This is a genomic window from Bacillus sp. TE8-1, from assembly GCF_008368855.1.
Classification (GTDB): Bacteria; Bacillota; Bacilli; order Bacillales; family Bacillaceae_G; genus Bacillus_A; species Bacillus_A cereus.
In genome coordinates this window covers 208,099-232,949 of the sequence record NZ_QPET01000021.1, presented here as the reverse complement: position 1 = coordinate 232,949, position 24,851 = coordinate 208,099, and the positions used below count along the sequence as shown (strand labels likewise).

Genomic DNA, 24,851 nt, shown 5'->3' with positions numbered 1-24,851 from the left:
TAGTAAATATTCTCTAAACAAAGAAAAAAGCCCTTTAAATGAAAAGGACTTTTTACATTTTTATATTTCCAGTTAATAACATATATATGGATGTGATAGCCGCAACAATAATTGCCCACATCACATACTTCTCTGCACCTACAAAGCAACGGTTCCCTTGTTCTTTTCTTGCAAACGTGTAAACAATAATTCCAATTCCATACACAATTGAAACGAGTAGTAAATTCTTTAAACCAGCTGCATAAAGAAGCCATACAGAGTAAATAGAAGCAATTAAAGCTAACGCTCCGTTTTTTAATTTAGCGTCTTTTAACTCGTTTGTAATGACTAATTTAAATTGGAATAACGCTGATAATAAATATGGTAATAAAATTGATGTTGATGCAATGAAATACATAATTTGATATGTTGATTCCGAAAACAAAACGATGATAAATATAATTTGGGCAACACCATTTGAAATCCATAATGCCATGTGCGGTGTTTGCTTCTTATTTGTTTTCGTAAAGACTCTCGGAAATACGCCATCTTTTCCTGCTACATGAGAAATTTCAGAAACAAGTAAAAACCAGCCAATTAATGTACCGACAAGTGAAGCAACTAATCCGATGTTAATCGCAACTGCACCCCATGGACCAACAACGTGCTCTAATACATGTCCCATTGACGGAGTTTCTAACACAGAAAGTTCGCCTCTTGTCATAGCACCCATTGACAGGACAGAAATTAAAATATAAATGGACATTACTAAAATAAGTCCCAATACTGTTGCCTTACCAACATCTCGACTATTCTTCGCTCTTCCAGATAATACAACCGCTCCTTCAACTCCAATGAAAACCCAAAGTGTTACAAGCATTGTATTTTTCACTTGACCAAGTATAGCGGAAAGTGAGATCGTTCCTTCTCCCCAAAAATCATGTGTAAATGTATCCCAGCGAAAGGCTGTTACCATTACAACAATAAATAAAACGATTGGAACTAACTTCCCTATTGTTGCGATCACATTCATAATAGAAGCTTCACGGATTCCAAATAAAATTAAAAAATGAAGTGTCCATAATAAAAGTGATGCCCCAACGATAGACGCAACATTATTTCCTCCTTTGAAAATTGGAAAGAAATAACCTAATGTACTAAACAGTAACATAATTGTTGCGACATTACCTAAGATTCCTGCTAGCCAATATCCCCAAGCACTATTAAATCCAATGTATTCACCGAAACCAGCACGTGCATAACTATAAATTCCACCTTCAAGTTCCGGTTTTTGTCTTGCTAACGTTTGATATACGAGCGCAAGTGGAATCATTCCCATCGCTGTAATACACCAGCCAATTATTATTGCACCACTGTTTGCTCCTACTGCTAAATCATGCGGTAAACTAAAAACACCGCCACCAACCATTGTTCCAACTACTAATGCGATTAATGGAAAAAATCCTAACTTCTTTTCTATTTGTACCACCCCATCTGTCATTCTAGGTGTTATGTTCGTTCAACTATTAAAGTCACCTTTTTCTCTAATAGACGTTTCTCTTATATTTTTTCAGGAAAACATTACTTATTCTAAAAGAAAATGAGCAAAAATGGAATACTTTTTTGAAAAAATGTATAAGTATGCACAAAAAAACCGCTCATTTTGTAATGAACGGTCATTTCAAACATATAAATTTGTATATTTCTTGTAAATTTAACGAAGTAACTTCTCTTTTTGTAAAAATTGTTTTGCGACTTCTTCACTACTTTTACCATTTACGTTAACTTCATAATTCATTTTTCGCATTTCTTCATCTGTAATCTTTCCAGATAATTTATTTAATACCTTTTCAAGTTCAGGATATTTCTGTAACGTTTCTTTTCTTAATAATGGTGCTCCTTGATAAGGTGGGAATAACCCTTTATCATCTTTCAGCACTTTCAGTCCGTATTGCTCCAATTCACTATCTGTTGAATATGCATCAATTACGTTAACATCTCCAGATTCAATTGCGCTATAACGCAGCTTCGGCTCCATCGTTTTAACATTCGAGAACTTATAGTTATATAATTTTTGCATTCCTTTATAACCATCTTCACGATCAGCAAATTCCAATGTAAATCCTACTTTGGCTTCCTGCGCAACATTCCCTAAATCAGAAATTGTATTTATATTCTTTTGATCTGCTATTTTTTTCGGCATAGCTAGTGCATATGTATTGTTATACTCCATTGGCTTCAAGATAATCATATTATATTTCTTTTCCATTCCAATGCGAGCCTGCTCATATACTTCATCACGATTTGTACTCTTTGGTTCTTCTTTCACGAAAGTAGATAAAGCTGTTCCTGAAAATTCTGGGTATATATCTACTTCCCCTGATTTCAACGCTTCAAATACAAATGCTGTTTTTCCAAGACCTGGTTTTAATTGTACGTGTAAATCTGTATCTTGTTCAATAAGCTGCTTATACATTTGAATTAAAATTTCAGGTTCTGATCCAAGTTTGCCCGCAATAACAATATCTTTCTTTTCTGTACTCCAAAGAAATGGAGAAGCAATCATTATACAAACAATACATATCGTCAATATAACACGCTTAGAAGAGCGTTTCGGTCGTTCAAGTATGCGAAGTACTATATCAAAGAATAAAGCGAGTAACGCGGCTGGTACGGCCCCTAAAATGATAAGTGCATGATCATTTCGATCTATACCTAATAGTATAAGCTTACCGAGCCCACCAGCACCAATGAGAGCTGCTAATGTAGCCGTTCCAACAATTAATACCATCGCTGTACGAATACCAGCCATAATGATAGGCAATGCAAGAGGAAGTTCTACCTTCCACAATCTTCTCCAACTATTCATCCCCATAGCTTTCGCGGCTTCTATTAGAGATTCATCTAATTCCCTTATTCCTGTATATGTATTTCGTAAAATAGGTAATAGTGCATACACAACTAATGCGATAATCGCTGGAAGTTTTCCGATTCCTACTAATGGAATTAATAGTCCGAGTAATGCAAGTGATGGCACTGTCTGCATTACTGCAGAAGTTCCTATTATAAATTCAGCCATTCGTTCTTTTCTTGTTAATAAGATGCCAAGTGGCACCGCTATAATTACTGCAAAAAATAATGAAATAAGCGATATTTGTAAATGCTCACTTAATGCAGTTAGTAATTCTATTTTTCGTTCTTGGAACGTTTGTATAAAATTAGTCACTGTTTAGCCTCTTTCCTTCATTTGTTCAACAATGTAATTGACAATATGACGACTTGTTAACGTTCCAATATATTGACCGTTTTTTTCAACTGGAACGACCTCCTCATTACGCACACGAACTAACGCTTCTTGTAAAGAAGAATGTAATGATAGCGCCTGCCCTTCTAATTGCACACTTTGATCGAGCGGCAATACATCTGCTATACTTTTCCCCTCATACCAAGTTCGCCCACGATTTCCAATGAATTCCTCTACAAATTCATTTTTCGGATTATGTATAATTCCTTCTGGTGTATCTAGTTGAACAACTTTTCCTTCTTTCATAATACAAATGCGATCTCCAAGTGATAATGCTTCTTGCATATCATGTGTTACGAATACGATTGTTTTTTGAATCTTTTTTTGCAACTGTACAATATCCTTCTGAAGCTGTTCCCTACTTAATGGATCTAACGCACTAAATGGTTCATCCATAAGAACGATTTTCGGGTTTGCAGCTAATGCTCGCACGACACCGACACGTTGTTTTTGTCCTCCTGACAATTCATCAGGCATACGATTTCGATAAATATCCGGATCTAATCCAACCATATGTAACAATTCATCGACGCGTGCTTTAATTTCTTTTTTGCTCCATTGCCTCATTTCAGGAACAACTGCAATATTTTCAGCAATTGTCATATGAGGAAACAAAGCAATCTGTTGCAACACGTATCCTATATCCCAACGTAATTCGTTTATATTATATTGTTGAATATCTTTTCCATCGATTAAAATCGATCCTTCAGTCGTTTCGATTAAACGATTAATCATCTTCATTGTCGTTGTTTTCCCGCATCCACTCGGACCGATGAGAACAAAAAATTCTCCCTTTTTAATTTCTAAATGCAATGAATCCACTGCTTTCGTGCCATCTTCATACGATTTTGACACATGATTAAATTGAATCACAAATACAACTCCTTTAATGTTGTTTCCTTTATTTTGATGGAATATGGCATTCATTTCAAATGATACGCTTTTAAATTAAAAAAGAGCTCACATTTGAGCTCTAACGGTCGAACAATATTGTTTTCATAATAGCAGCATATTCGCGAACATACATTTTTCTCTTAGAACGAATTGGCGTTTCAGCAGCTAGTGCCTCCATCTTCATGCCTAAACGCTTTGCAATTATTTTCGTTCGATATAAATGATACGTATTACTTACAACTACCGCATGTTTCACATTATATAAATCCATACTAAACTTTAAGTTTTCATACGTATTTGTAGATTGATCTTCTATTAAAATACGACTCTCATCTATACCGTGTACCATTAAATAGTTTCTCATGCTGTGAGCTTCCGGTATATCTTCATCTTCTCCTTGACCACCTGAAACAATTACTTTCGCTTCAGGATGTGAAAATAAATACTCCAACGCTACATCCAAACGATTTTGAAGAGATAAAGACGGTCTATCTCCAAATAACTTTGCACCCAGTATAAGAACGTACGGAGAGTGATAGCTCAACTTTTCACGAGCAACTTTGTTCATTCTAAACGTCATATAAATGATGTATAGTGGCGGTAATAATAAAATGATAAGAAAGATCCATTTGTTCATAAATAAGTTTGCACTCCCTTTCTTTTTATTATACAGAAAAAGAAAGGGCGGCAGAAGTGTTTTTTTAAACGATTGATTTATTAGAAACATTCGCCGCTACTTTACGTTGTGATAGTACATAATAAATAGCGATTCCTAATGAGAAGATCAATATGCAGCTTAATACGTAAAACGGAAGCATTACTCCGGCTTTAGATACACCCGCTGTAAACAGCATTAATAATACAATTCGTATTCCAGTACCAATTAGGCGAAATAAGCTGTCTACACGTCCCATTACTTCGTTTGGAATTTCCTCCATCATCAATACATTTCTCGCCACTCTTGTACCCGCATTTCCAACTGCATGAAAAATTGCAAGTCCATATAAGAAAATTACGGAAGGTTCAATAATCATTGCGGTAATTGAAATTACATAAATGAACATCGTCATAACGATTGAAACTTCTGTTTTGATATATTTCATTATGAGTGGAATACAGATTCCTGCAACAACCGCTCCAACCCCGTACATCATCCCCTCTATTGCGTATACAGAGGCATTGGCTTTAAGTATATCCGAAATATAAACTGGTATTAAATAATTTGCCATCATAACACCTATAAACGGCATATAAGTGGCCAGTAAGAACCAAAAGAGCTTAGGACGTTTTTTCATAAAGTGAATTCCTTCAAACAATTGCTTCTTAAATGTTATTTTTCTTTTCACTTCTTTTTTCTTTACGTACGGTATACATAAGAAAAGAAAAAATGCTCCAGCAAAAGTTAACATGTCTACTAACAAAATCCACTTCAAAGATACAATTTCAATTAAGAAGCTCGCGGCCGCTCCAGAAATAACTTGTGTTAACTGTCCTTGTATTTCCATCGTTCCACTTAAACTTTTATAATGTTCTGCTTGAAATATCTCTTGGTTGAACGCAAATATTGTAGGATAAAATAATAAATAGTAGAATGATCCGGCTATATAAATAAGAATATAGTGAATAGAATGATAAGGTTGCCCAGCAAATCCCCATATAACCATTATTCCGATTACGGCTATTCCGATTCCTTCGTTACATAGCAATAAAGATTTTCTTGAAAAACGATCAATACTTTGCCCAATGAATGGTGTTAATAAAAACATAATGAGGGTTGCAATGATAGAAACATAACCAAATGTTGTCTCTCCTCCACTCTCTTTAATTAACAGCCAAGGAATCGTTATCATAACAATTCCGGAACCAATAGCAGATAGACTATTGGCTCCTAGAATGTAATACAAGCGAGAATCATGATAAAGTGAGGACATATCACTCCACTCCTAGTTGTTTTTTCACCTCTTTATATACGCTCATATATGCTTTCAATTCTTTAACTACATCATGAATTAATGGTTTTGCATCTTCCCCAAGTTCACCATCTTGCACATGTAATCCATCAAGCACAACTTGTTTTGGAATTGCATTTGCATAAACACCTCTAGCGACCGTTCGCATGCTGTTTAATGCATTTATTCCACCTTTACCGCCACCAGCAACCGCTAACAACGCAACTGGTTTATGAATAAATTCACTACTACTTAAGTAATCTAAAGAGTTTTTCAGCGCACCGCTCATCGCATTATGATATTCTGGTGTACATAATACAACCCCATCCGCAGCTTTCACTAACGTTTTTAATTTTTTTACTGCCTCTAAATCACGTTGCGACTCTTCTCCATTGTATAAAGGTAACTCCTCAATTGCTAAATCATATAATTCCCCTTCAAATTGATCCGCAATATATTTTGCCACCACGCGAGTTCTACCAAATTTTCTTGGTGTACCGTTAATAACGACTAGTTTCATGATTATTTCTCCCCTTTGTTTTCAAGTTCTACTTATATATTATCAGAAATTTCTATACAAAACACAATATAAAGAGTTAACTTGTTTCATAAAATAGTATGATAAACAAAAAAAGAACTCATACTTTCGTATGAGTTTCGTACAATTACTTTGATTCATCTCTCATGCTCAATGTACCTAAACTTTCATTTGCTTCAAAATGATTATATGCTTTTTCCGCTAATCTTTTCCGTTCTTCTGGTAATTCTATATATTTCATTACGTTTTCAATTATTTTTTCGTACGGAGTAAATACAATTCCTGGCCACTCTACCTCATCTTCTGGATTACTATTTTCGGAAATAATAAATTTCTTATTTGCGACTGCATAAGATACGCGAGGTGTTTCAAGAATTCCTGATAAGTAAAAATGAATATTTAATATAATTTTAGCTCTAGCAATCAATTCATTTCGAACAATTCCCCACGCATTATTTTTAAAAACTATATTTAAATTCGGGGCAATCGCTTTTAGATGATCAAAAATAGCTTGTCGCCTCGGATTAAGAGCACCTATAAACAGAATATCAATATCTTCAATAATCTCATCTTCAAACGCATCTTTTTTTATTTCCAAAGTTGGAGCATAGTTCATTTCTACATGTTTTATTTCTTTTCCTACCCCTTTTTGTTTAAGCCATTCTATATTTTGTTTACTATAATCCCAAATCACTCTATCTTTTAATAATATTAAATAAAGGGGATGCGCATATGGACTTCCTTCGTATAGCTGTTCTAAATTATAAATAATTGCATCTTTCGGAAGAAGGTTCGGGTTATATGCGTATGTATGGGCTCCAAAAACAACTGTATTCTTTACATTTTCCAGTATTGTTTCTGATATAATTACTGTATTTCCCTCCTGCTCCAACCGCCACTTTAAAGCTCGCGCAACATCTATGAAACTACCGTATGTCTTTGGGCATATAAAAAGACAATAATCATATTCTTTATTCAAATAAACTTCCATTAATCTTAAATTATTTTTATATAGATCTACATCCGGATGTTTAAGTACCAACTCATTTGCATGTTTTCTTGCTACTTTATATAATCCAGCATAATAAGCAGCGATGCATCTTCTTAATTCGATTCTTTCCCGATCTTCATCTAATACATCCATGTTTAAAAGAAGATTTGCGATACAATACGCTTTTAAATGATCACGATCATAATAATAGTCTAGTAGTGGCATCAATTCTTCATACGTATTTCCATGCACCGATTCTCCTAGTTCAATCGCCCATCGCATTAATTCCATGATTACTCCACTACTCCTTTAATCGAAAATGTATTTAATAAAATTTCGCATTATTCTCTACTATATTTGCTATATGAAATGGAATCTTTTCTTTTATCGATTCCAAATACTTTTGCGACACCGCCCCTAAATGTTTTTTATGAGGTATATAGAAAGCACTAATAGAAATTTCATAGTCAAATAAGTAATCATACACATGATAATCTACAAATAGTAGATCATCCTTTGGAAAAGGAATTTCCTTCCCTTGCAGAGCATACATCAAAGCAATATTGTTTTGAGATCGTAATCGATACAACCTTGCAAGTTGGTATAATGGTTCAGCCCGGGTTGGTCTATATTCCCACGCTTTTTGAAAATAAAAAACAGCTAATGCTAAATATTGCTCTTCTTGCCCTTTAACAGTTTCTTTTTCATCAGCATCTGTCACTTCATTTTGTTTATTTGCTGAACGATTTGCTAACTGCTCATAACAAAATCCTATTCGCAATAACGAATAGAATACCTCTTCAACCCATCCTCCTGCTTCCACTCGTTTTTTATACCATTTAATTGAATTCTCAAATTGGCTTAAATGAAAATAAGTCTGAGCTAAATAAAATAAATATCTTATATGCAAATCTGGCGTTGTTTCTGGGTCGTTTATTCCCTGTAACAACAACCTCTCATCTCTTTCAAATTTATCAGCTTTGCTCCCGCCATCTCCGGGATCATTCACGACAAGAGTCTCTAACCGAGCTACCCTCGTATTGTAATTCGCTCCAACTTTTGAACGATCTATATCCCAATACTCATGAGTAACACCGACAGATTTCCATGGTAAAGAAGCTTTCAAAAGACGTGTAAGCCAATATTTAATATGAACATCATATTGTAATGTAAGATAATGATCTTCCGTTAAGCTCGTTTTATCGAAATTCGGATCAACCTCTAAAATCATATCCGCATCTAATATTAATAAATAATCTGCTTCTGGGTATGTTTTTTGCGCTAACGAAACAGCTAAGCTTCTGTTATAACCAAAGTTTTTAAACGGCTCATGATGAACCGTCCCAGGTATCTCATTTTCCTTACACCAATTTTCAATAATTTCAGGCGTATTATCCGTCGATCCAGTATCACAAATAGAAACAAAGTCTACAATTGATTTTGTTGCATTTAAACATCTTTCCATAATTCTAGACTCATTTTTGACGATCATACAAAGACATAACTTTTTTTCTTCCTTTACAGACTTCACTTGCTCATTTCCCATTTAACCACCTCATATTTTATTAACACGCTCTTCTCATATGTAACAACATTTCTTAGCTATACTGATGACATAAGCACCCTTTTACTATTTATGAAAACTTCATTTTATTTATTCTTACTTTTATGTTGGGACATATTTCATGCTTCGCTTTATATTTGATACAATCAATACAAAAAACATAATACGGGAATCCGTACATTTCAAAGTCTAAGAGGAGGTTATATTTTGTTGGATTACATTTGGCTAGATGACAAATCACCAATTTTAGAACAACTACCAAGAAACTTTAAATCTGCAGCTATATTGCTACATCCTTTTATCCAAATGCCTTTAGGATGGGAAAAGTCTGTGAGAAAAAGACCATATGAGCACATCTATCCTAGCGCTGAAGAAATCATTTATAATGGGAAATCCGTTTCTTGGAAGGAAATGTTGTCTTGTAGTGGATTACATTCATACGCAGACCTAGCAATGGCCATGTTGACTTCCATTAGTGCCCTTTCAGAAGAATATAAAAGAGAGGATTTAGCTGAAAAGCTACATTCAAACTAAAAAAAAGATCTTTATTATCCAACAGAAGATTATACGTCTATATTTTTATTACACAAATTACTTAAACTCCTCGGTTCTAAAGGTGCAAAAAATCTATATTTCTCTGAACCAATTCTTGATACAAACGGATTATTACAGGTAAATAATACTACTCCATTAGATATTTGGGACATTAGCAATAATGAGTTAATTATTACTGGAGAAGACAATGAGTATGCGTTTATGAGTATATACGATTCCTTTACAACCTTATTATTAGCTAAAGAAGAAAATATAGAATATATTGTTCAATCAATGAATGTTGAAACTGTCATTTGTGACAAAAAAACGATGATTGATTGGTATTTTTAAATTAGTAATTTCTTAAACTATAAAAAAGAAACTTGCGCTTATGCACAAGTTTCTTTTCAAAAACATCCTTATTTTTTTACAACTTCATGTCCACCGAACTGATTACGTAGTGCTGAAACTACTTTTCCATGGAATGTATCATCTTCCTGAGAACGATAGCGCATAAATAATGACATCGCGATTACTGGTGCCGCTGCTTGTAACTCAAGCGCAGTTTCAACAGTCCATTTCCCTTCTCCTGAAGAGTTCATTACACCTTTAATGCCATCAAGTTTAGGATCATCTGCAAATGCTTTTTCAGTTAAGTCCATTAACCAACCGCGGATTACTGATCCGTTCGCCCATACTTTTGCAACATCTTCATAATTGAAATCAAAGTCACTCTTATCTAGTACTTCAAATCCTTCAGCAATTGCTTGCATCATGCCGTATTCAATACCGTTATGAACCATTTTTAAGAAATGACCACTACCAACGCGGCCAGCATAAGAATAGCCATTTTCTACTGCTAAATCTTTAAATAAAGGTTCTAATTGGTCGTAAATTTCTTTTTCTCCACCAACCATTAAACAAGCACCGTATCTAGCTCCTTCTACACCGCCAGATGTACCGATATCTACATAATGTAATCCGAAGCTTTTTGCTTCTTCAGCACGGCGTAACGTATCTTTATAGAATGAATTTCCACCTTCAATAACGATATCACCTTCATCTAATAACGGATACACATCTTTTAATACTGACTCTACAACTTCTCCTGCAGGCACCATTACCCAAATTGTACGAGGAGCTTCTAGTTCAGCAATCATTTCTTTTAATGTATGACGTGCAGTAATTCCTAGTTTTCCTGCCTTTTCAACAAGCTCTTTATTTACATCGTATACAACTACTTCATGCTTGTCTTCATATAAGTGTTCAGCTAATGGGAATCCCATTTTTCCTAATCCAATTAATCCTAGTTTCATATTAATCAATCTCCTATTCTATACAAATATATTTAATATCGAAATTAGCCCAAGTGCTACTACAGATAATATAGTCTCCATTGCAGTCCATGTTAATAATGTTTCTTTCACAGTCATTCCGAAATACTCTTTAATCATCCAAAATCCTGAATCATTCACGTGTGATAAAATTAATGACCCTGCACCAGTTGCAAGTGCTAATAATTCAACATTTACACCTGGTGTGCTTGCTGCAATCGGCGCAACAATACCAGCTGCTGTCATCATAGAAACAGTTGCCGATCCAGTTGCAATTCGGATTAGTGCCGCAATTCCCCACCCTAATAATATCGGTGAAATATGTGATTCTTTCGCCATATCTGCAATTGTCGTTCCAATTCCAGAATCTAATAATACTTTATTAAATGCGCCGCCTGCACCAATCACTAACAATATGTTTGCAATAGGTCCAAGGCAATCATTTGTAAATTGTAACACTTTATCTTTTGAGAAACCTTTTGCATATCCAAGACTAAAGAAAGAGTAAATGGTTGCAATTAATAAAGCCACAATCGGATCTCCAATAAAGTGTAATACTTGTGCTAGTTGACTCGTTTTATTTAATGCAACTTCTGCTATTGATGCACCAAGCATAAGAAATACTGGAAGTAAAATTGTAAACAATGTATTCCAAAAGCTAGGAAGCTCTTTTTTATTATCTTTTTCAACAAATTGCTCCGCTATATCTAATGGTACTTCCTTATGTATACGAGCACCAATCCATTTCCCGTAAAGTGGACCTGAAATAATTGCAGTTGGAAGTCCGACAATTAACGCATATAAAATTGTCTTCCCTACATCTGCTTTAAAAATACCAACTGCCGCCATTGCCGCTGGATGCGGTGGAACAAGTCCGTGTACGACTGACAGTCCTGCTACTAGCGGAATACCAATTGTAATAAGTGATACCCCAGTTTCTAACGCAATTGTAAATACTAACGGAATTAATAGTACAAATCCAACTTGGAAAAATACCGGAATCCCTACTAAAAATGCAACGAACATCATCGCCCAGTGAACTCGTTTCTTCCCAAAACGATTAATTAATGTGTTAGCGATACGTTCAGCACCACCAGATTCGGCCATCATTTTTCCAAGCATCGTTCCTAGTGCTAAAACTATCGCTAAAAACCCTAACGTATTACCAAGCCCTAGTTTAATAGAATCAATAATCCCTGGATCTTTTGGTGAAGTTCCAATTAAAGGCATTCCCATTGCTAATCCTACACCAATTGCTGTTAAAATTAATGCGACAAATGGATGCCATTTTACTACCGTAATAAGTAAAAGTAGTATGACAACTGCCGCTAGTACGATCCCAACTACCATTTCTCCCAATCCCCCTATTGTTTACGTTGGAAAGCAGCTATACAATCAAATTCTTCTTTCAAGCGATTGTAAAGTCGTTCATACATATAAAACATTTCTAAATATATAGCCGTATTTTCTTTATTCGGTACATGGTGATGGACAATATCAATCCAATCCTTTACCTCTTCAAGAGAATCAATTTTTCCTACAGCATATAAAGCAACTGCCGCTGCCCCAAGCGCAGATGCTTCATGACTTTCAGGTACAAGCAATTCTTTTCCCATCATATCGGACAACATTTGTCTCCAAAATGCAGATTTTGCAAACCCTCCTGAAACTCGTATTTCAGTAAGTGGCCCTGTACAATCCCTGATTGCGAGTGCTACTGAATATACACTCATACAAACACCTTCCATCACTGCACGTATAAAATGTTCTCGCTTATGTTGAAGATTGATTCCAAAGAATGTACCACGAGCATTTGCATTCCAGTAAGGTGCGCGTTCTCCAGATAAGAAAGGTAAGAACAATAGCCCATCCGCTCCAGCTGGTACGCTTTCTGCATATTTAATTAATAAATCATAAGGATCAATGCCGAGCTTTCTTGCTACTTCTTGCTCTGGACTACCAAATTCATCACGTAACCATCTCAGTAATATTCCGCCGTTATTCGTTGGACCACCGATTACCCAGTGCTCATCTGTTAATGCGTAACAAAACGTTCTCCCTTTCTCATCTGTATTTATATTTGATGAGATTGTTCGAACCGCACCACTCGTTCCAATCGTAATTGCAGCCGCACCCGGTGATATCGCACCAACTCCTACATTTGCAAGAACCCCATCACTTGCTCCGATGACAATTGGTGTTTCTGCACTTATCCCCATCTTCTGTGCTAATTCTGGCTTCATACCTGATAAAATATATGTAGTTGGTACAGGGGTTGATAATTGTTCTGGTGACATATGTAACATAGTTAAAACATCTTCATCCCAGTTTAATGTTTCTAAATTAAATAACCCCGTAGCAGAAGCAATCGAATAATCAACTACGTAGCGTGAAAATAATTGGTAAATCACATACTCTTTAATGGAAATGAATTTATAGGCACTTGTATATAACTCTGGTTCCTCTTCTTTCATCCATAACAATTTAGAAAGTGGTGACATTGGATGAATCGGTGTACCTGTACGTCTATAAATCTCATGCCCATTCATTTGTTGTAATAATTTTTCTGATTGCTTCGTACTTCGATTATCTGCCCAAATGATAGAACGCGTTAATGGCGCACCATTTTCATCTACTGCAATTAATGCGTGCATAGCTGTACTAATACCGATTGAAGAAATATCTTCTGGTAATACATTACCTTTTTCAATGGCAACGCTTACACTTTTGTATACAGCGGCACATATTACATCAGGATCTTGCTCAGCCCATCCTACATTCGGTTGAATAATTGGGTAATCGATTGCATGTGATGCAATGACTTTTCCTTTTTCTGTGAACACAACCGTTTTTGTACTTGTGGTACCGATATCAATCCCGATTACTCTCCCCCTTGTTTCCATGCGAATCTTCCCTTCATTTCTAGCAAAATACGATTTAGTAAACCGTTTACATGAATTAGTATATAAAATATTTTTTCGTTTATCAAGTTATAAAAAGAAAATTTTTTTCATATCAAAAAATAAATCCCCTCATTCCATTTCACTTATATACTAAATTTAGCTTTTCCATGCGGTAAAATTACGTTATATTCGTTACGCAATACACTCTTTTCTCTCATTAACAACACATACATAGTCCTCCATACGTTCTACTTATTTGCTTGAAGAAAGAGTTGAAAAGCAATATTTATTTTTAGCGGTCACGTAACATCACCATCAAACCAAGAAAAGTAACTAACCGCAGAATGAGAATTCTGTGCATTTTACTCTTATTTATTGTTTTAGGTTCACTAGTCTTTTATCTTGATAAACATAGAGCGTGACCCCCTATTATCACTTTTTTATCTTGTAAATATATCTTGCATACTATAAAATCGAAAAGTATTTTTATTTTTCAGAAAAATAAAAACAATAACACGAAATTTATTGTATAATGTTGTAAAAAGATGTCGGAGGGATTTAATGTTAAATAAAATATCTCAATTCACAATTAAGCTTTCATCAATTCTTTTATCACTCTTACTATTATTAAATTTACCTTATTTATTTATTACTCAACAAGGATTTACCTTTCAACCAATTTATTTTTTTAATCAGACCGTTACTATGTTAAAACAGGTTTTTTCCCCTGAATCATTAGTGATTATAGGATCAGACCCGAAGTTTGGCCATTTCAAAAAAACACCATTATTTCCAACTGTTTTAGAACCTTACCTATATTCATTTACTATATTATTTTTAGCCTTTTTTCTTGCTCTCTTTTTATCATCTAGCATGGCATTTTTTTATTTTTTAGCAAAAGATTATATAAAAAAATGGATAAACCGAATTGTGTTCATATTAGAAGCTGTCCCTGATATGATGATGATGATTTGTTTGCAAATTTTTTTCATATGGGTACTTCAGAAATTTGGGGAATCTCCTGTCACTATTATTTCCTTTAATGAAAATCGAGCTTATTTACTCCCTATTTTATCATTAGCTGTCTTACCTACATTACAAATGTTTCGGATGATGGTGTTATACATAAAAGAAGAGCAAGGAAAACATTACGTAGAGGTTGCATATGGAAAAGGCCTTTCATCAAGTTATATACTATGCATTCATTTATTCAAAAATATATCTATCCACTTCTTCCACCATTTAAAAACGATTTTTGTTTTCTTACTTTCTAATTTATTCATTTTAGAATTTGTTTTTAATATGGAAGGCATTATTCAATTTTTATTTAATAAGGCGTTTGTTTCACCTCCAGCTGCATTTATCATACTTGTTATGATTATTTTACCATTTTATGCTATTTTCCAAATAGTCTCATTCATGATGAATAGATGGAAAAAGCAATTGAAAGGAGTATCATTATGAAATCTATTTGGAAATCAAAACGCTTTTTAATCGGCTTTACTTATCTATTCATACTTATTTCAGCTAGTTTTATTTATAGTTGGTTCTTTAAAGATAACATCCCAAAACCTCCTCAGTTACTTTACAATGACAATAACGAATTACTTGGAAAGGCCCCCTTTCCGCCATCGTTAATTCCACCTTTTGGATCTGATCGTTTTGGAGAGTCTGTTTTCTTACAAATTGTAGAAGGAGCAAAATTCACTATTTTATTAGCCATGGCAATTAGCTTCTTTCGAATTTTATGCGGAACATGTATAGGAATCCTCTTAAGTTTATTTGCTCCAAAACTCAAAAGATTTTTCCAGTCATGCTCAGAAGTTTTTTATTATATTCCAACTCTATTTATCGCATTCATACTCATCACGCCCGTTAATATTATAATCACATCAAATGCTGATGGGGTAGATCCAAATATTTCATTTACGTTTTATCAAGTACTCGTACTTATTTTCGTCGCTCTGCCTACACTTTCTTTATACATATCCTCAGAGGTTGATGAATTTATGAAACAAGATTACATCTTAAGTTCACAATTACTGGGGGCTAGTCGTTTTCATATTATTAAAAAACACTTACGAGTCTTATTACTTGACCGCTTATTTGTATTATTTATGGAACATATCGTCCAAACACTCATACTCGTTATCCATTTAGCGCTGCTTAACATTGTAATTGGCGGCATACAAATGCGTGAACTCTATGACGGAGTGCTCAAACCTGTTTCTCTATCTAATGATTGGGCAGGTCTTATTGGATTAAATCGTAATGAAATGAATCTTTCATGGTGGATTATTTTTTATACTCTCGCTTCATTCTTTATTACGATTCTATTTATTAAGCTTATGACCATCGGGATTCAAGATGCACTGAAAGCAAGAGATTCGCAAATTGTAGCAATTCAAAACGTTCCAGATCATAAAAAATTTGTTAAACATAAAGATTCCTTTTCGTTTGCCAATAAAGTAAACCTTTAATCATTTCTCATTAATCAAGTATTAATTGGCATCGATATTAGTAGAAAATAAAGAAGATGATCCCTATTAAATACAGGGATCATCTTCTTATGCTGTCTAGCTTTTTTACATGTCCTTTGCTAGACTCATGCTTTTTATATTTAAAGTGAATTATTTGCAATCACAATTATGTTTTTTAAAATCAATTACCATACGCCCTTGAATTCTACCTTGTTCCATTTCTTCGAATACATTTTGTACTTTATCTAGAGAACAAGTTTGAACAACTGGCACTACTTTTCCTTCTGCCCCGAACATAAACGCCTCTTCCAAATCTTTACGAGTACCAACTAGAGAACCAACTACTTCAATTCCATCCAGTACAAGTCGTGGGATGTTTAAGTCCATTGTTTCTACTGGTAGCCCTACTGCAACTACTTTACCGCAAGCACGTACTGCATCAACTGCTGAGTTAAAGGCTACTTTAGAGACTGCTGTTACTACCGCAGCATAAGCGCCACCAAACTCCTCTTGCACAATTTTATCAGCAGGACCTTGAGAAATTGGATTGATAGTCATATCAGCACCAACTTCTTTCGCTAAGGCTAATTTGTCGTCATTAATGTCTACTGCGATTACCTTTGCACCAAATACATTTTTAGCATATTGGATAGCTAAGTTACCTAATCCACCGCAGCCATAGATTACAATAGGTTGACTAGGTTTAATATCTGATACTTTAATAGCTTTATATGTAGTTACACCAGCACAAGTAATTGATGATGCTTGAGCAGGATCTAATCCTTCTGGTACTTTTACCGCATAATCAGCTGTAACGATACATTGTTCAGCCATACCACCATCCACTGAATAACCAGCGTTTTTAACTTCACGGCAAAATGTTTCTCTACCAGTTACACAATATTCACAACGTCCACAAGATTGGAACATCCATGCAATACTTACACGGTCACCTATCTTTAGTGAAGTAACATCATCAGCTATTTTCGTAACAATACCTACACCCTCATGACCAAGAATACGGCCATCAGTGTTACCAAAATCATGATTCGCAACGTGTAAATCAGTGTGGCACACTCCACAATACTCTACATCTACTAACGCTTCACCTGAGTGTAACGGACGTAATTCTTTTTCAATCACTTCGATGTTTGCTTTGCTGTTTTTATTAACCACTACTGCTTTCATATGTGATCTCCCCTTTAGTGTTTTAGCATTTTAATGAGTTTATCTCACAACTACTTTCTTCACTACTCTGGCTAGTTATTGTACCAAATTTAAGTGTTCAATCATCATTACATCTTCATCATAACATGACACTTCATAAACAACTTGTGAAATTATGAACAATATTTGAATTATTACACAAATCGGTCTTTATTTTAAATTTTTAAAAATGAGAGTTTATCATTGACTATAAGTAAGTCACATATTTCTAAAACAAAATAAAGTAACAAACTTCTCACCGATAAAAAAGCTCTTCACTCAATATTTTCTACATGTAAACACTTAGTTTCACAGTAATATCCTTTGCCACCAACATAAACTTTTTCTATTTTATTTTTGCTATTGGTTGCTAATTTAACTAATATTTCAGAAGGCGAGTGTAGAGAATAACCTTGTTCAAATACATAGACTTCTTTTTTCAAGTAGTCCTGTTCATAAAGGTAGCAAGCTAATGCACCGTTCGAAGTTCCAGTCGCTGCTTCTTCATTGATGTCGTATAGCGGAGCAAAATTTCTGCATATAATTCGATTGTCATTAAAAGTATATAAATGCATCCCGACAACATTATAATACTTGCTGATTTCTTTAATTTTTTCAAAATTAGGTTGCAGTGCATGTAATTGTATTTCGCTTTTTATAGGAATTAAAATATCTTTTAAGCCCGTGGAGACAATTTGAATTGGGTATTTATTGTCTATATCTTTACTATCAAAACAGTCGGTGAACTCATTTGGAGATACAACATCATAGAATATCGGTTTATTTTGTTCCATGAATATGATGTCATCTGTTATAGTAATAGTAAGAACACCGCTGTTCGTTTCAATCGTATAGCGATTCCTGAAAAGTTTATTTAAATGCATCAGTATCGCGAAAGAGCCAATTGTGGCATGACCACATAAATCAACTTCTTCTTTTGGAGTAAAATACTCAAATTTATAATCAGCAAGTTCAGATTCTGATATAAATGCGGTTTCCGCATAACCCAGTTGTTTGGCTATTTCCATTTTTTGAGTAGTGGTCAATGTATTTGTATTCTCAATAAATACCACTCCTGCTTTATTTCCGCCTTTATGATCCTTGCTAAATGCACTTGCAACATAAACAGATATTTTCATAAGACATCTTCCTCACTTATAGTAAATTATAGTATAGAAAGCACTACATATAAATTCCATTGGATAAATTATCCCTAAAATAAGAAACAAACTATTTTTAGCATTTGAACTCTCCAAAAATAGTTTGTCTACAGTCTGAAAGCTCTTCATTTGAAGAGCTTTTTTTATATTCGCTTCATCGAAATCGTTTCACGTATACTTTGTAAATTTTTTAGAGTTTCCTCTTGTCGCTGCAACGACAACCCTACATACAAAGTATCTAATAAGCTTAACTGTGCTAATCGTGATGAACTTGCTTCTGTGCGGAATTCAGTCTCACGTGTTGATGTATATAACGTTATATCAGCAAGTTGACTTAATGCTGATTTCTTATAGCTCGTAATCGCAATAATTTTGGCCCCTCTTGCTTTCGCTACTTCTAACGCTTCAAGTAATCCTTTATTGCTACCAGAATGAGAAATACCAATAACAACTGAATTTTCCGAGAGTAAACCTGCTCCCATAATTTGAAAATGCGAATCAGTATGAGCGATACAAGAAATACCCGTTCTCATAAACTTATGATACGCATCCATTGCAATAATACCAGAGCCACCATTTCCATAAAACTCAATTCGACTTGCTTCTTGTAAGGCTCGTACAGCCTGCTCAAGTGCCGTTTCATTAAGCAAATGTAAAGTATCTTGCAGTCCTGTAATATGCGAATGAAAAACTTTTTTAGCAACAGTTACCATACTATCTTCTGCTGATACCTCTTCATGGATATTTTGCATCGGTGTATGTACAATTTCACGAGCTAATGTAATCTTTAAATCTTGAAAACCTTGCAAACCAAGGTTTTTACATAAGCGGAATATCGTAGCTTCGGAACTATTCGTAACTTCAGCTAATTCTGTAATAGATTTATGTACAACATCTTGTGGATGTTTCAAAATATGTTCGGCAATACTTCGCAATTTCGGTGATAAACCATTTAACGAAGCCTGAATCTTTCCAATCCCACTTCTTGTACCAGGCATAGCATATCCTCCCCTTCCATCGTAGCTTTATCCTGTAAAAACCGATTAGTTAAACTAATCATCAGTGGGGATGGTCCCCCACTGATTAGAGTTTCACTTTATTGTACCTAATTATCGAAAGAAGAAAAACCTATATTAGGGATTACTATAAATTTTAATTGCTCCTATGTATTCTGTCATACGATATAACAGAATTATTCATGCTTATGAATAATTCTCTCCATGTTTCACTGCGTATAATGCGGCTTGCGTACGATCATCCACTTCCAATTTAGCTAAAACGTTTGAAACGTGTGTTTTCACAGTTTGTTCTGTAATATGAAGTTCTGCTGCAATCTCCTTGTTGCTTCTTCCTTTCGCAATTTCGCGAAGTACCTCTTGCTCTCTTTTCGTTAACATTGAAAAAGGATTTTCTACTTCCTTCTTTACTGCAGAACGCCCCATTAATGCAGGTGTTACTTTCGGGTGAAAATTCGCATTTCCTTGATGTACTGCAATAATAGAAGCGACAAGTTGCTCAGGTTGTACTTCTTTTAATTGATAACCATCTGCTCCAGCTTCAAGTGCTGGTATAACATAATCTTGCTCTGAAAAACTACTTAATATAAGTACCTTTATTGTCTCATCATATTGCTTTAGACGTTTTGTTGCCTCAATTCCATCCATTTTCGGCATCGATACATCCATTAGTACGACATCTGGTCTTTCTTTTTGCACGAAATGTAATGCCTCTTCGCCATTTTCCGCTTCCCCAATAATTTCAAATTCTTCTCTCGTTTTCAAAAAGAATACAAGTCCTCTTCGAACGATATGATGATCCTCAACTAGTAGCAGTTTAATCTTCAACCTTATTCTCCCCTTCAAATCGGCAATTGAATTTCTATTTTTGTACCCTTTTTCAGCTCTGTTATAATTTGAAACGATCCCTTCATTAACTGAATACGTTCCTTCATACTTTTCAGGCCAAGTGCTGATTCCCTTACTTGTTCTTGTATAAATCCTATTCCATTGTCTTCTATGTAAAAATGTAACTGGTTATTTTCTATTTTCAAAAGAATATGTACCTTTTCACACGAAGCATGCTTTTTACAATTATGTAGCGCCTCTTGGCTAATACGCCATAAAACTTCTTCTATTTCATCCCCAATTGAAACCATCCCATCAATTCGAACTTCCACTTGAACTCCTAATAACTTCCCGTAATTTTGAATTGCTTCTGCTAATCCTTTCTCCAATCCTTCAGGTCTTAATTGCCAAATTAATAGCGTCATCTCTTGTAATGCTTCTTGTGATAATTCCCCAATATAACTTAACATCTCTTGCAATTCTCTATCTTGCGTCATATTCAGAGTACCTTTCGCCGTTAGCATAATAGAAAATAACAATTGTTTTACTGAATCATGTAAATCACGTGCAAGTCGATTTCTTTCCGCTACCACTACATATTTACGTTCTTTCTCAACTAATTGAATACGTTGTATTGTCGTTCCAATTTGAAATGCAATTGATTCTAATAAGGCTAACTCTTCCTCAGAAAAATGAGTCTTATGAGGTGCAGCCACATTTAGTAGACCAAATTTTTCTGATCCAGACCTAAGCGGAATTGTCGCATGATGTGTAACATCTTCTGTCTCTCCCCAATTACATTCAATTGCATCTTCTATTCGCTTACATTCAATAATATTAGTCGCTTTTTCCAATCTCCCATTCACAAAACGTTCTACACACCAACAGTTTCCTTCACACATCGGCTTCTTCTTTTGCCACGTAAGAGCCTCTGGTAAATTTTCGTCTACAAGCATGCTGTGCTTTCCACTTTCATCAATAAAGAATATCCACCCTGTTTGTAAATTCATTACTTGTAACAATGTATGCAACACTTTTTCCAACATATGCTGTAAGTTTGTTGCTTCATTTAATAATTCAGCAATTTCTTTTAATGCTTCTAAACGACGCATCTCTTTTTCTTCAAAGTTCATTCTCATCACCAACTACAATTATAACATTAAGAAATTTCTAAATTCTATAAATAAAAAAAGAACCGAATTCCTTCAGCCCTTTCTTTATATCAATCATTTTATTATTGTTATTCTATCCAATGTTGGAAGCAGAATTTTTGTTAACAAACGATTCTACTTTAGCTGTCCGATAAAGATTGTCCACCATGGATATGCTGTAAACCTTCAGTAGTAACAACCATATTCGCTGCTGGCATTTGCACTTGATTCTTATGGAACATAGACATTAATTCAAATCTTACTTGTCTAGAAGTTTCAAAATAATCTTCTGGCTTTATTAAACCTGTAATACAAAATTCATAGCCAACATATTTCAAATTAGGATTTAAGTCTGTAACACCGACGTATTTAAATGGTTCAACAGCCTCATCCTCTACTCTATAAAGAGTTTGATTCAATTCTTCATTACATATAATACATACTTCTTCTAACAATTCCTTCACTCTTGTTGGATCTTCCTGATAACTTACCGTGATGCGTTCAATTACACGCATCCATCCTTTATTAAAATTTTGTATCGTTCTAATCTCTCCGTGCGGGATGGTAAGTAGTTTTCCTGACCATTCACGAATTTGCATAAAACGAATACTAATCTCTTCAATAGTTCCTGAATTTGTTCCGTTAAAAGTTACAAAATCACCAACCCGAAACTCTTTGTCCGCTAATCTTGCAAAGCCTAATATAACATCTTTTAGCATCTGTTGTGCAGCAAAACCAATGACAACTCCAGCTATCCCTGCACCTGCAATAATACTTTTTATATCTACAAATTGGCTAATTAAATATATGATAAGACTGATGATAATGATATATCTAAAAATAGATCGAATTACACTTTGAATCGTCTGCTCTATCTCTTCATCAAAAAAGCTTGATTTCCTAAAAAACCAATCAATAATACGGTTTATTACAAAAGAAATAATGATTAAAACTAAAGCAAATAGTAAAAATCTTAAAAGTAAAAACTCTCTTACATAATTAAAAAATTCTTCAGTATACGTTAATAAGCTCATTTAACCACTTCCTTACTAATTAAAAAATTCATAATCGCCTAAGTTTGTTCCAGAAAAATCTATTATCCTAATCTAAAATGCCACTATCCTTACTATGTATTTTGACTCTATTACTAATTCACCTTAAACAGTATGTCTAGGTGTTCTTTTTCCTTTCCCTTTAAATATACCCTTTTTAATAACCTAAGGGGGGAGCAAATCGTGAAATTTTTTTATACGTTAAAACTTTATTCATGTCATTACGATTTCAACTCATTTATTCATTAACTACGTAAAAAAAGAGCTGAATTTATCAGCTCTTTTATTCGATATTAATTGTTGTCTTACTGCTCTTTTCTTCTTTCAATTTTGGTAATTCAATTGTCAGTACGCCATCTTTATAATTTGCTCTAACATTTTCTTCCTCAACTTGTTTAAAACTAAAGCGTCGAGTTACAGAACCTATAGAACGTTCTTTACGAATATATGTGCCATTCTCATTTTTTTCTTCTACTTCATTATGGTTAGTTGCTTGAATCGTTAATACATCTTGTTCAAAATCAACTTGAATGTTTTCTTTTTGAAAACCTGGTAAATCTGCTTTCACAGTATATTTATCAGATTGCTCATGAACATCTACTTTAAAAGTATCCATGTTCAGTGGCTTAAAGAAAGCATCTGTCATCCCTTCTAATAAAGAAGGCCCAAAATCAAAAATGCCATTTTGACGTTTTGTTATCTCTGGAAATAAATTACGCATATTTTTTCCTCCTTATTATTTATGAATGAAAGATTATCTCTTTCTGCCTTTATTATAACATTTGGTCAAAAAAGGTCAAAGTTTTTGTTTGACCTTTTTTGATGTATATTTTACCAAATAAAACAAATAAGTTATATGTCATCTCTCCCCTTATAAAGAGGAATATATCTACATAATAACGAATAGTTTATTTGCTCTTATTTTTTCTTACGGAGGTTACATACAATGGGATATATTGAAGAACTTAGAAAAGTTGTCGGATCAAGACCACTCAATCTAGCAGGAGTTGCTGTAGCTGTTTTCAATGAACAAGGACAAATAAAAGAGACCTTTTTTAAAGGCCTCTTTTTTCACTTCACTTCTGCATGTAAGCATGACTTAAAATGTCCAAGTGCATATTCATGCCCTTGTGCATTAAAAGATGCAACCGCCTTTTCATAAACAACAATTTTAAACCCTTTATTATAAGCATCTACTGCTGTATGAAGAACACAAATATCGGTACAAACACCTACAAGATGAACTTCTTCTATTCCTCTTTCTCTTAGCTTCATATCTAAATCCGTTCCAGCAAATGCACTATACCGTGTTTTATCCATATAATATACATTCTCTGCATTTTTATATGTTTCGTACACATCTTGTAATTCACCAAACAAATCTCTTCCACTTGTACCAGCTATATTATGGGGCGGGAATAACTTTGATTCTGGATGATATACATCATTTTCTTCATGTTTATCAATAGCAAAGACAACGTAATCTCCATTTTCAATATATTGCTTCGTTATATGTACAATTTCCTTCTCAATTTCCTGTCCTGGTTTCCCGCAAGTTAAAGCCCCCTTTTCCGCTACAAAATCATATGTATAATCAATATTAATAAGAGCTCGTTTCATAACCACTATCTCTCCTTCTTCTGTTTCACAGTAAACAATAGAAAATTTGTTATTACGACATCGTATGTACTATTCGACATTTCAAATGAAATACCTACATTTTTCTTCTGAAACTTACCTTAGTCCGAGTTTATCATATAATAGATAAACAATGGTAAAACAAATAACTCCTATTAACAAGTCATGAATTTGATAATTGAGCGTTATTTGCATAAACTCTTGTATCGTAAACCAAATTACTGCCATCATTAGGCTAATCAAAATGATACGAATACACCAATTCACGTATTCAACCTCTTTCTCTGTCATAGTAGTAACAAGTGATTACTTCCTATTTAATCGTATTAG

At 34.3% G+C, this 24,851-nt stretch carries 22 protein-coding genes and 2 pseudogenes; 4 read left to right on the top strand and 20 right to left on the bottom strand.

Annotated features, from left to right (window positions below):
- Positions 1-52 precede the first annotated feature (52 nt).
- The 8 genes from DN404_RS20165 to DN404_RS20130 form a co-directional block, all read right to left on the bottom strand.
- A complete protein-coding gene (locus DN404_RS20165; protein WP_000129451.1) occupies positions 53-1,480 on the bottom strand; it encodes a basic amino acid/polyamine antiporter in 1,428 nt (475 codons plus the stop codon).
- Between the two features lie 213 nt (positions 1,481-1,693).
- Positions 1,694-3,205 carry an ABC transporter permease/substrate-binding protein gene (locus DN404_RS20160; RefSeq protein WP_071740453.1) on the bottom strand — a complete coding sequence of 504 codons (1,512 nt, stop codon included), beginning with the start codon at positions 3,203-3,205 and terminating at the stop codon, positions 1,694-1,696.
- 3 nt (positions 3,206-3,208) lie between these two features.
- The gene (locus DN404_RS20155) at positions 3,209-4,156 is read right to left on the bottom strand and encodes an ABC transporter ATP-binding protein (RefSeq protein WP_149215377.1); all 948 of its coding nucleotides are present in this window, start codon (positions 4,154-4,156) and stop codon (positions 3,209-3,211) included.
- 100 nt (positions 4,157-4,256) lie between these two features.
- Positions 4,257-4,814 carry a YdcF family protein gene (locus DN404_RS20150; RefSeq protein WP_001045713.1) on the bottom strand — a complete coding sequence of 186 codons (558 nt, stop codon included), beginning with the start codon at positions 4,812-4,814 and terminating at the stop codon, positions 4,257-4,259.
- A gap of 64 nt (positions 4,815-4,878) precedes the next feature.
- Positions 4,879-6,108 carry an MFS transporter gene (locus DN404_RS20145; protein WP_000097159.1) on the bottom strand — a complete coding sequence of 410 codons (1,230 nt, stop codon included), beginning with the start codon at positions 6,106-6,108 and terminating at the stop codon, positions 4,879-4,881.
- A 1-nt stretch (position 6,109) separates the two neighbouring features.
- Entirely contained in the window at positions 6,110-6,646 is a 537-nt protein-coding gene (locus tag DN404_RS20140) for an NADPH-dependent FMN reductase (RefSeq protein ID WP_000780355.1), read from the bottom strand.
- A gap of 145 nt (positions 6,647-6,791) precedes the next feature.
- Positions 6,792-7,946 carry a CgeB family protein gene (locus DN404_RS20135; RefSeq protein WP_000422328.1) on the bottom strand — a complete coding sequence of 385 codons (1,155 nt, stop codon included), beginning with the start codon at positions 7,944-7,946 and terminating at the stop codon, positions 6,792-6,794.
- A 34-nt stretch (positions 7,947-7,980) separates the two neighbouring features.
- Entirely contained in the window at positions 7,981-9,201 is a 1,221-nt protein-coding gene (locus DN404_RS20130; RefSeq protein WP_000526219.1) for a glycosyltransferase, read from the bottom strand.
- A 139-nt stretch (positions 9,202-9,340) separates the two neighbouring features.
- Here DN404_RS20130 and DN404_RS20125 point away from each other — a divergent pair.
- A pseudogene (locus DN404_RS20125) lies at positions 9,341-10,104 on the top strand (DUF2711 domain-containing protein).
- A gap of 68 nt (positions 10,105-10,172) precedes the next feature.
- Here DN404_RS20125 and gnd read toward each other — a convergent pair.
- From gnd to gntK, 3 genes are read right to left on the bottom strand one after another with little or no spacing between them, the layout of a single operon-like run.
- Positions 10,173-11,069, bottom strand: a complete 897-nt coding sequence (gene gnd / locus DN404_RS20120; RefSeq protein WP_000765994.1) for a phosphogluconate dehydrogenase (NAD(+)-dependent, decarboxylating) — start codon at positions 11,067-11,069, stop codon at positions 10,173-10,175.
- Between the two features lie 18 nt (positions 11,070-11,087).
- The gene (locus DN404_RS20115) at positions 11,088-12,437 is read right to left on the bottom strand and encodes a GntP family permease (RefSeq protein WP_000260208.1); all 1,350 of its coding nucleotides are present in this window, start codon (positions 12,435-12,437) and stop codon (positions 11,088-11,090) included.
- Between the two features lie 14 nt (positions 12,438-12,451).
- Positions 12,452-13,990 carry a gluconokinase gene (gene gntK / locus DN404_RS20110; RefSeq protein WP_000449999.1) on the bottom strand — a complete coding sequence of 513 codons (1,539 nt, stop codon included), beginning with the start codon at positions 13,988-13,990 and terminating at the stop codon, positions 12,452-12,454.
- A gap of 561 nt (positions 13,991-14,551) precedes the next feature.
- Here gntK and DN404_RS20105 point away from each other — a divergent pair.
- Positions 14,552-15,454: an ABC transporter permease subunit gene (locus DN404_RS20105; protein WP_000932683.1), complete on the top strand. Its 903-nt coding sequence runs from the start codon at positions 14,552-14,554 to the stop codon at positions 15,452-15,454.
- Entirely contained in the window at positions 15,451-16,470 is a 1,020-nt protein-coding gene (locus DN404_RS20100) for an ABC transporter permease (RefSeq protein ID WP_000836565.1), read from the top strand. Before DN404_RS20105 ends, DN404_RS20100 begins: the two co-directional genes overlap by 4 nt.
- A 150-nt stretch (positions 16,471-16,620) precedes the next feature.
- On the opposite strand, the gene adhP is transcribed toward DN404_RS20100, so the two are convergent.
- The 7 genes from adhP to DN404_RS20065 all read right to left on the bottom strand — a co-directional run bounded on the left by adhP (position 16,621) and on the right by DN404_RS20065 (position 23,604).
- Positions 16,621-17,658 (bottom strand): alcohol dehydrogenase AdhP, encoded by a 1,038-nt coding sequence (gene adhP / locus DN404_RS20095; RefSeq protein WP_000649119.1) that lies wholly within the window; start codon positions 17,656-17,658, stop codon positions 16,621-16,623.
- Between the two features lie 293 nt (positions 17,659-17,951).
- Positions 17,952-18,815, bottom strand: a complete 864-nt coding sequence (locus DN404_RS20090; RefSeq protein ID WP_000704323.1) for a PhzF family phenazine biosynthesis protein — start codon at positions 18,813-18,815, stop codon at positions 17,952-17,954.
- 164 nt (positions 18,816-18,979) lie between these two features.
- Complete coding sequence (locus tag DN404_RS20085) at positions 18,980-19,834, bottom strand: MurR/RpiR family transcriptional regulator (RefSeq protein ID WP_001119646.1); 855 nt, start codon at positions 19,832-19,834, stop codon at positions 18,980-18,982.
- 204 nt (positions 19,835-20,038) lie between these two features.
- Positions 20,039-20,680, bottom strand: a complete 642-nt coding sequence (gene casR / locus DN404_RS20080) for a two-component system response regulator CasR (protein ID WP_000694629.1) — start codon at positions 20,678-20,680, stop codon at positions 20,039-20,041.
- Between the two features lie 14 nt (positions 20,681-20,694).
- Entirely contained in the window at positions 20,695-21,813 is a 1,119-nt protein-coding gene (casK, locus tag DN404_RS20075) for a two-component system sensor histidine kinase CasK (RefSeq protein ID WP_001008471.1), read from the bottom strand.
- A gap of 158 nt (positions 21,814-21,971) precedes the next feature.
- Positions 21,972-22,865: a mechanosensitive ion channel family protein gene (locus tag DN404_RS20070; protein WP_006925149.1), complete on the bottom strand. Its 894-nt coding sequence runs from the start codon at positions 22,863-22,865 to the stop codon at positions 21,972-21,974.
- A 301-nt stretch (positions 22,866-23,166) separates the two neighbouring features.
- Positions 23,167-23,604, bottom strand: coding sequence for an Hsp20/alpha crystallin family protein (locus DN404_RS20065; RefSeq protein ID WP_001245053.1), 438 nt, complete (start codon positions 23,602-23,604; stop codon positions 23,167-23,169).
- 225 nt (positions 23,605-23,829) lie between these two features.
- Between DN404_RS20065 and DN404_RS31025 the strand changes: the two are divergent.
- Positions 23,830-23,925 (top strand): annotated as a pseudogene (locus tag DN404_RS31025) (NUDIX hydrolase); the annotation flags it as partial.
- Between the two features lie 29 nt (positions 23,926-23,954).
- Here DN404_RS31025 and DN404_RS20055 read toward each other — a convergent pair.
- Both DN404_RS20055 and DN404_RS31335 read right to left on the bottom strand, forming a co-directional pair.
- Complete coding sequence (locus DN404_RS20055; RefSeq protein WP_000816761.1) at positions 23,955-24,503, bottom strand: cysteine hydrolase family protein; 549 nt, start codon at positions 24,501-24,503, stop codon at positions 23,955-23,957.
- A gap of 114 nt (positions 24,504-24,617) precedes the next feature.
- Complete coding sequence (locus DN404_RS31335) at positions 24,618-24,812, bottom strand: hypothetical protein (RefSeq protein WP_033686798.1); 195 nt, start codon at positions 24,810-24,812, stop codon at positions 24,618-24,620.
- Between the last annotated feature and the right edge of the window lie 39 nt (positions 24,813-24,851).